This window comes from Micromonospora sp. M51, assembly GCF_018070305.1.
GTDB lineage: Bacteria > Actinomycetota > Actinomycetes > Mycobacteriales > Micromonosporaceae > Micromonospora > Micromonospora parva.
In genome coordinates, this window is the sequence record NZ_JAGPXZ010000550.1 from 1 (window position 1) to 4,291 (window position 4,291).

The window sequence follows — 4,291 nt, forward strand, 5'->3', positions numbered from 1 at the left end:
GAGCAGCACCACGAGCGCCCAGCCGGCCAGCAGCGCGGTGCGCAGCTGACCCAGGTCGGCGGCGACGCCGTCCTCGACGGTGAGGACGTACAGCTCGGCGGTCGAGCCGGGAATGCGCCCGCCGATGATCAGCAGCCGGGGACGCTCCGCCGGCGCGGAGCGTTGGTAGCCGAGCCGCCCGTCCGCGACGACGGCCCGCAACCGGGTGCCCAGCACCGGGGCGTACGCGGGGTGCGAGGCGCGGGCCGGGCCGTCGACGAGCACGACGTGCCGACCGCTGGCCTCGAAGCTGGTCAGCAGTTCGGTACTGCGCTGCTCGGTCAGCGGCAGGAACTGCCCAGCGAGCACGAGTTGGTAGCGGGCGTCGGCGGCTGCCTCATGCAGCGACGCGTCCAACCAGGACTGCCGCAGCAGCAGCCCGGTCCCGCCGGCGAGCAGCCCGGCCGAGACGCCGGCGACCAGGACGAACGCGATCGTCAGCCGGCGCCGCAGGCGGCCGGGGAGCACCGCGCGTCCGGCCATCGCCCCACCCCCCCGTCAGCCCGTCGACAGTTTGTAGCCGGCACCGCGCACGGTCCGGATCAGCCGGGGCTGCGCCGGATCGTCCTCGATCTTGGCGCGTAGTCGCTGCACGGCCACGTCGACCAGTCGGGAGTCGCCGAGGAAGTCGTGGTTCCACACCAGGTCCAGCAGCAGCTCCCGGGTGAAGACCTGGCCGGGCCGCCGGGCCAGCTCCAGCAGCAGGCGGAACTCGGTGGCGGTCAGCGTCACCTCCCGACCGTGCTGGCGGACCACGAAGCCGCCCGGGTCGATCTCCAGGCCGCCGACCTCGATGACTGTCGACGCCGCCGGCACGTTCACCCGGCGCAGTACCGAACGGATCCGGGCCACCAACTCGGGCAGGTCGAAGGGCTTGCGCAGGTAGTCGTCCGCGCCGCACTCCAGCCCGACCACCACGTCGATCGTGTCGGTGCGCGCGGTCAGCATCAGGATCGGCACCTGGCTGCCGCGCCGGATCTCCCGGCAGACCTCCAGACCGTCCAGCCCCGGCAGCATGATGTCGAGGACGATGAGGTCGACCGGGTGCGCGCGGAACGCGGCCAGGGCCTGCCGCCCGTCGACAGCGGTGTCGACCCGGAAGCCGGCGCGGCGCAGACCGAGGGCGGTGACCTCCCGGATCGAGAAGTCGTCCTCGACGACCAACACGCGGCCCTCCATCACCCGAGGGTAGACCCGCTGCGACCGTCCGTAGTCCTGGCGGAACGGTCGGCATCGGTGCCCGGCTGGCCCCTCACCGGCACCGTCCAACCGCTACGGTCAGGTGCCTTCGGCACCAGTGAATCAGCTCACTCGAAAGGGCACGACGTGCAACGTCATGGCTGCGTGATCCGACTTCGCCCCGAGCAGCGGGAAAACTACCTGCGGCTACACGCCGAGGTGTGGCCGAGCGTCGAGAAGACGCTGCGCGAGGCGAACTTCCGCAACTACACGATCTTCCTCCACGACGACCTGTTGTTCGGCTACTACGAGTACATCGGCGACGACTACGAGGCCGATCAGCGGCTGATCGCCGCGGACCCGCACACGCAGGAGTGGTGGAAACTGACCGACCCGTGCCAGGAGTCGATCGCCGAGCCGGGGTCGGGAGACTGGTGGGCTCCGATGCGCGAGGTCTGGCACCTCGCCGACGAGGCCTAGCTCCCTCGGGCGGTTGCGAGGCGAGGCGTCCGGCGACAAAAGGGGCTGCCTCGCCTCACGCCGTCGCCAAGAATTTCTGGGCGTGCTGTCGATTGGGACCGGTTCCGTTCGTAGCCCTGGTGAGAGCCCGGCAACGAGCCGGGCACCCAGCCACCGGAGGGCACGATGACCGCCACTGTGAACCCGACCCGCACCACCACGTCGACCGTCGGCGCGCTGATCCGGACCGGTGTCATCGCCGCCGTCGTCGCGAGCACCGCCACCATGGCCGTCGCCGCCGCCGGCGACCTGGCCGGCGTCAGCCTCGATCTGAGCGGCACCCCGATCCCGGTGTCGGGGTTCGGTGTGTTGACCGCCGTCTTCTCGCTGATCGGGGTCGCCATCGCGGCGCTGCTCGCGCGTTTCGCCCGGCGCCCGCGGCACACGTTCGTCCGCACGACGGTGGCGCTGACGGTCCTGTCGCTGGTGCCGGACGTGGTCGCCGACGCCGGGGCGGCCACCCCGGCGCTGCTGATGCTCACCCACCTGGTCGCGGCCGCGATCGTGATCCCCGCGATCGCCCGCCGCCTGGCCGCCTGACCTGCCCGTTCGACCTACTGGAGGATCGTCATGAAGCAGTACCTGCTGTCCGTGCACTTCGTCGAGGGCGCGCCGACGCCGTCCGACGAGGAGGTGCAGACCATGTTCCGGGAGACCGGCCGGATCAACGACGACATGCAGGCCGCGGGAGCCTGGGTCTTCGGCGGGGGACTCACGTCGCCCGAGAGCGCCACCGTCGTCCGGGTCGACAACGGCGCCACCACCATGAGCGACGGGCCGTTCGCCGAGACGAAGGAGCACATCGCCGGGTTCTGGGTCATCAGGTGCGCCGACCTGGACCAGGCGCTGGCCTGGGCGCAGAGGTGCGCGGCGGCCTGCGGCCCGATCGAGGTACGCCCCTTCGACGACCTGTCCCAGGCCTGACCAGTAGCCGGCCTCCCGACGTGGACCAGTCTCCCGACACTGACCTGGCGAGCATCTACCGCGCGGAGTACGGCCGCTGCGTCGCCACCCTTGCCCGCCTCCTCGGCGACATCAACCTCGCCGAGGAGGCGGTGCAGGACGCGTTCACCACAGCGCTGCAGAAGTGGCAGACCCCGCCGCCGAACCCCGGCGCCTGGATCGTGACCACCGCACGCAACCGGGCCGTCGACCGGCTTCGCCGGGAGTCGACCCGGGAGGCCCGGCACGCCCAGGCCCTGCTGCTGCACCAACAGGACGAGCCCAGGGAGGTGGGACCGGTGCAGGACGACCACCTTCGACTCATGTTCACCTGCTGCCACCCGGCACTCGCTCCGGAGGCGCGGACGGCCCTCACGCTGCGCCTGCTCGGTGGCCTCGACGTGCCGGAGATCGCCCGGGCCTACCTGATTCAGGAGGCGACGGTCGCTCAGCGGATCGTGCGCGCCAAGAAGAAGATCCGCGACGCCGCCATCCCGTACCGGGTGCCCGCCGCACATGAGCTGCCGGACCGGTTGCCGCCCGTGCTCACCGTGCTCTATCTGATGTTCAACGAGGGCTACGCGTCCACCGCCGGACCGTTGATCAGAACGGACCTGTGCACCGAGGCGATCCGGCTCGCCCGCGAACTCGCCGCGTTGATGCCCGACGAGCCCGAGGTCCTGGGTCTGCTCGCGCTGCTGCTGCTGACCGAGGCGCGCCGCCCGGCCCGGCTCGACCCGGCCGGCGAACTGGTGCTGCTGGCCGACCAGGACCGGTCGCTGTGGAACGTGGCCCTCATCGCCGAGGGCCACGACCTGGTCCGCCGATGCCTGCGCCGCAACCAGCCCGGCCCGTACCAGATCCAGGCCGCGATCAGCGCGGTGCACACCGACGGCGCCGCCACCGACTGGCAGCAGGTCCTGGCGCTCTACGACCAGCTCCTCGCGCTCGCGCCAACCCCTGTCGTCGCGCTGAACCGTGCGGTCGCCGTGGCCGAGGTGCACGGACCGACGGTGGCCCTCGCCGCGTTGGAGGGTGTCGACCTTCCGGGCTTTCACCGGCTGCCCGCCACCCGTGCCGAGTTGCTGGCCCGGCTCGGACGGGACGACGAGGCCCGAGCCGCCTACGACCAGGCCATGGCTTTGGCCACCAACGAGACCGAGCGGGCCTACCTGCGGACCCGTCGCCGCCAACTGACACGTGAATGGAGAGCCCGAGGTCCGCGACGCCGGGGTGACCCGGATGAGGAGCCCCCCGGCGACGGTGGTGTCGAACACGCTGGCGGGCTCCCTCGACTGGCCCGGTGATCACCGGTCAGACCGGAACTGAGCCGATCTTCCAGGGCGCGGCCGATTTCGACCTGGAGCTGATCGGGAGCCGGACCCTCGACGGCCGGTCCCTGGAACTCAGCTACCGGCCCACCCTGCACGCCTGAGCCGCCTACGCGCCGGTCAGCTGTCCGCGCTCTGGTGCCGCGGTGCCTCATCGTCCGCGACCCGGATGATCGTCTTGCCCGGTGCGCGGCGGTGACGAGCGAACGCCGAGGCCGTCTCGTGCAGCGGTCGCACGGCGCCGACGATGGGTTTGAGCCGTCCGGCCCGCAGGCGCTGGG

Annotated in this window: 6 protein-coding genes and 1 pseudogene; 5 read left to right on the forward strand and 2 right to left on the reverse strand. The window is 71.6% G+C overall.

The features are described 5' to 3' along the window. Both KBX53_RS24225 and KBX53_RS24230 read right to left on the reverse strand, forming a co-directional pair. Positions 1-522 (reverse strand): annotated as a pseudogene (locus KBX53_RS24225) (two-component sensor histidine kinase); the annotation flags it as partial. Between the two features lie 15 nt (positions 523-537). After that, positions 538-1,218 carry a response regulator transcription factor gene (locus tag KBX53_RS24230; protein WP_030332427.1) on the reverse strand — a complete coding sequence of 227 codons (681 nt, stop codon included), beginning with the start codon at positions 1,216-1,218 and terminating at the stop codon, positions 538-540. 165 nt (positions 1,219-1,383) lie between these two features. Between KBX53_RS24230 and KBX53_RS36880 the strand changes: the two genes are divergently transcribed. The 5 genes from KBX53_RS36880 (at position 1,384) to KBX53_RS36885 (ending at position 4,114) form a co-directional block, all read left to right on the forward strand. Continuing rightward, complete coding sequence (locus tag KBX53_RS36880; RefSeq protein ID WP_309140842.1) at positions 1,384-1,698, forward strand: L-rhamnose mutarotase; 315 nt, start codon at positions 1,384-1,386, stop codon at positions 1,696-1,698. Positions 1,699-1,863: 165 nt separating this feature from the next. Further along, complete coding sequence (locus tag KBX53_RS24240) at positions 1,864-2,277, forward strand: DUF6069 family protein (RefSeq protein ID WP_210861821.1); 414 nt, start codon at positions 1,864-1,866, stop codon at positions 2,275-2,277. Between the two features lie 30 nt (positions 2,278-2,307). Next, positions 2,308-2,661, forward strand: coding sequence for a YciI family protein (locus KBX53_RS24245; protein ID WP_030332431.1), 354 nt, complete (start codon positions 2,308-2,310; stop codon positions 2,659-2,661). 20 nt (positions 2,662-2,681) lie between these two features. Beyond that, positions 2,682-3,986, forward strand: a complete 1,305-nt coding sequence (locus tag KBX53_RS24250; RefSeq protein ID WP_309140843.1) for an RNA polymerase sigma factor — start codon at positions 2,682-2,684, stop codon at positions 3,984-3,986. After that, the gene (locus KBX53_RS36885; RefSeq protein ID WP_256443407.1) at positions 3,983-4,114 is read left to right on the forward strand and encodes a hypothetical protein; all 132 of its coding nucleotides are present in this window, start codon (positions 3,983-3,985) and stop codon (positions 4,112-4,114) included. Before KBX53_RS24250 ends, KBX53_RS36885 begins: the two co-directional genes overlap by 4 nt. Positions 4,115-4,291 lie beyond the last annotated feature (177 nt).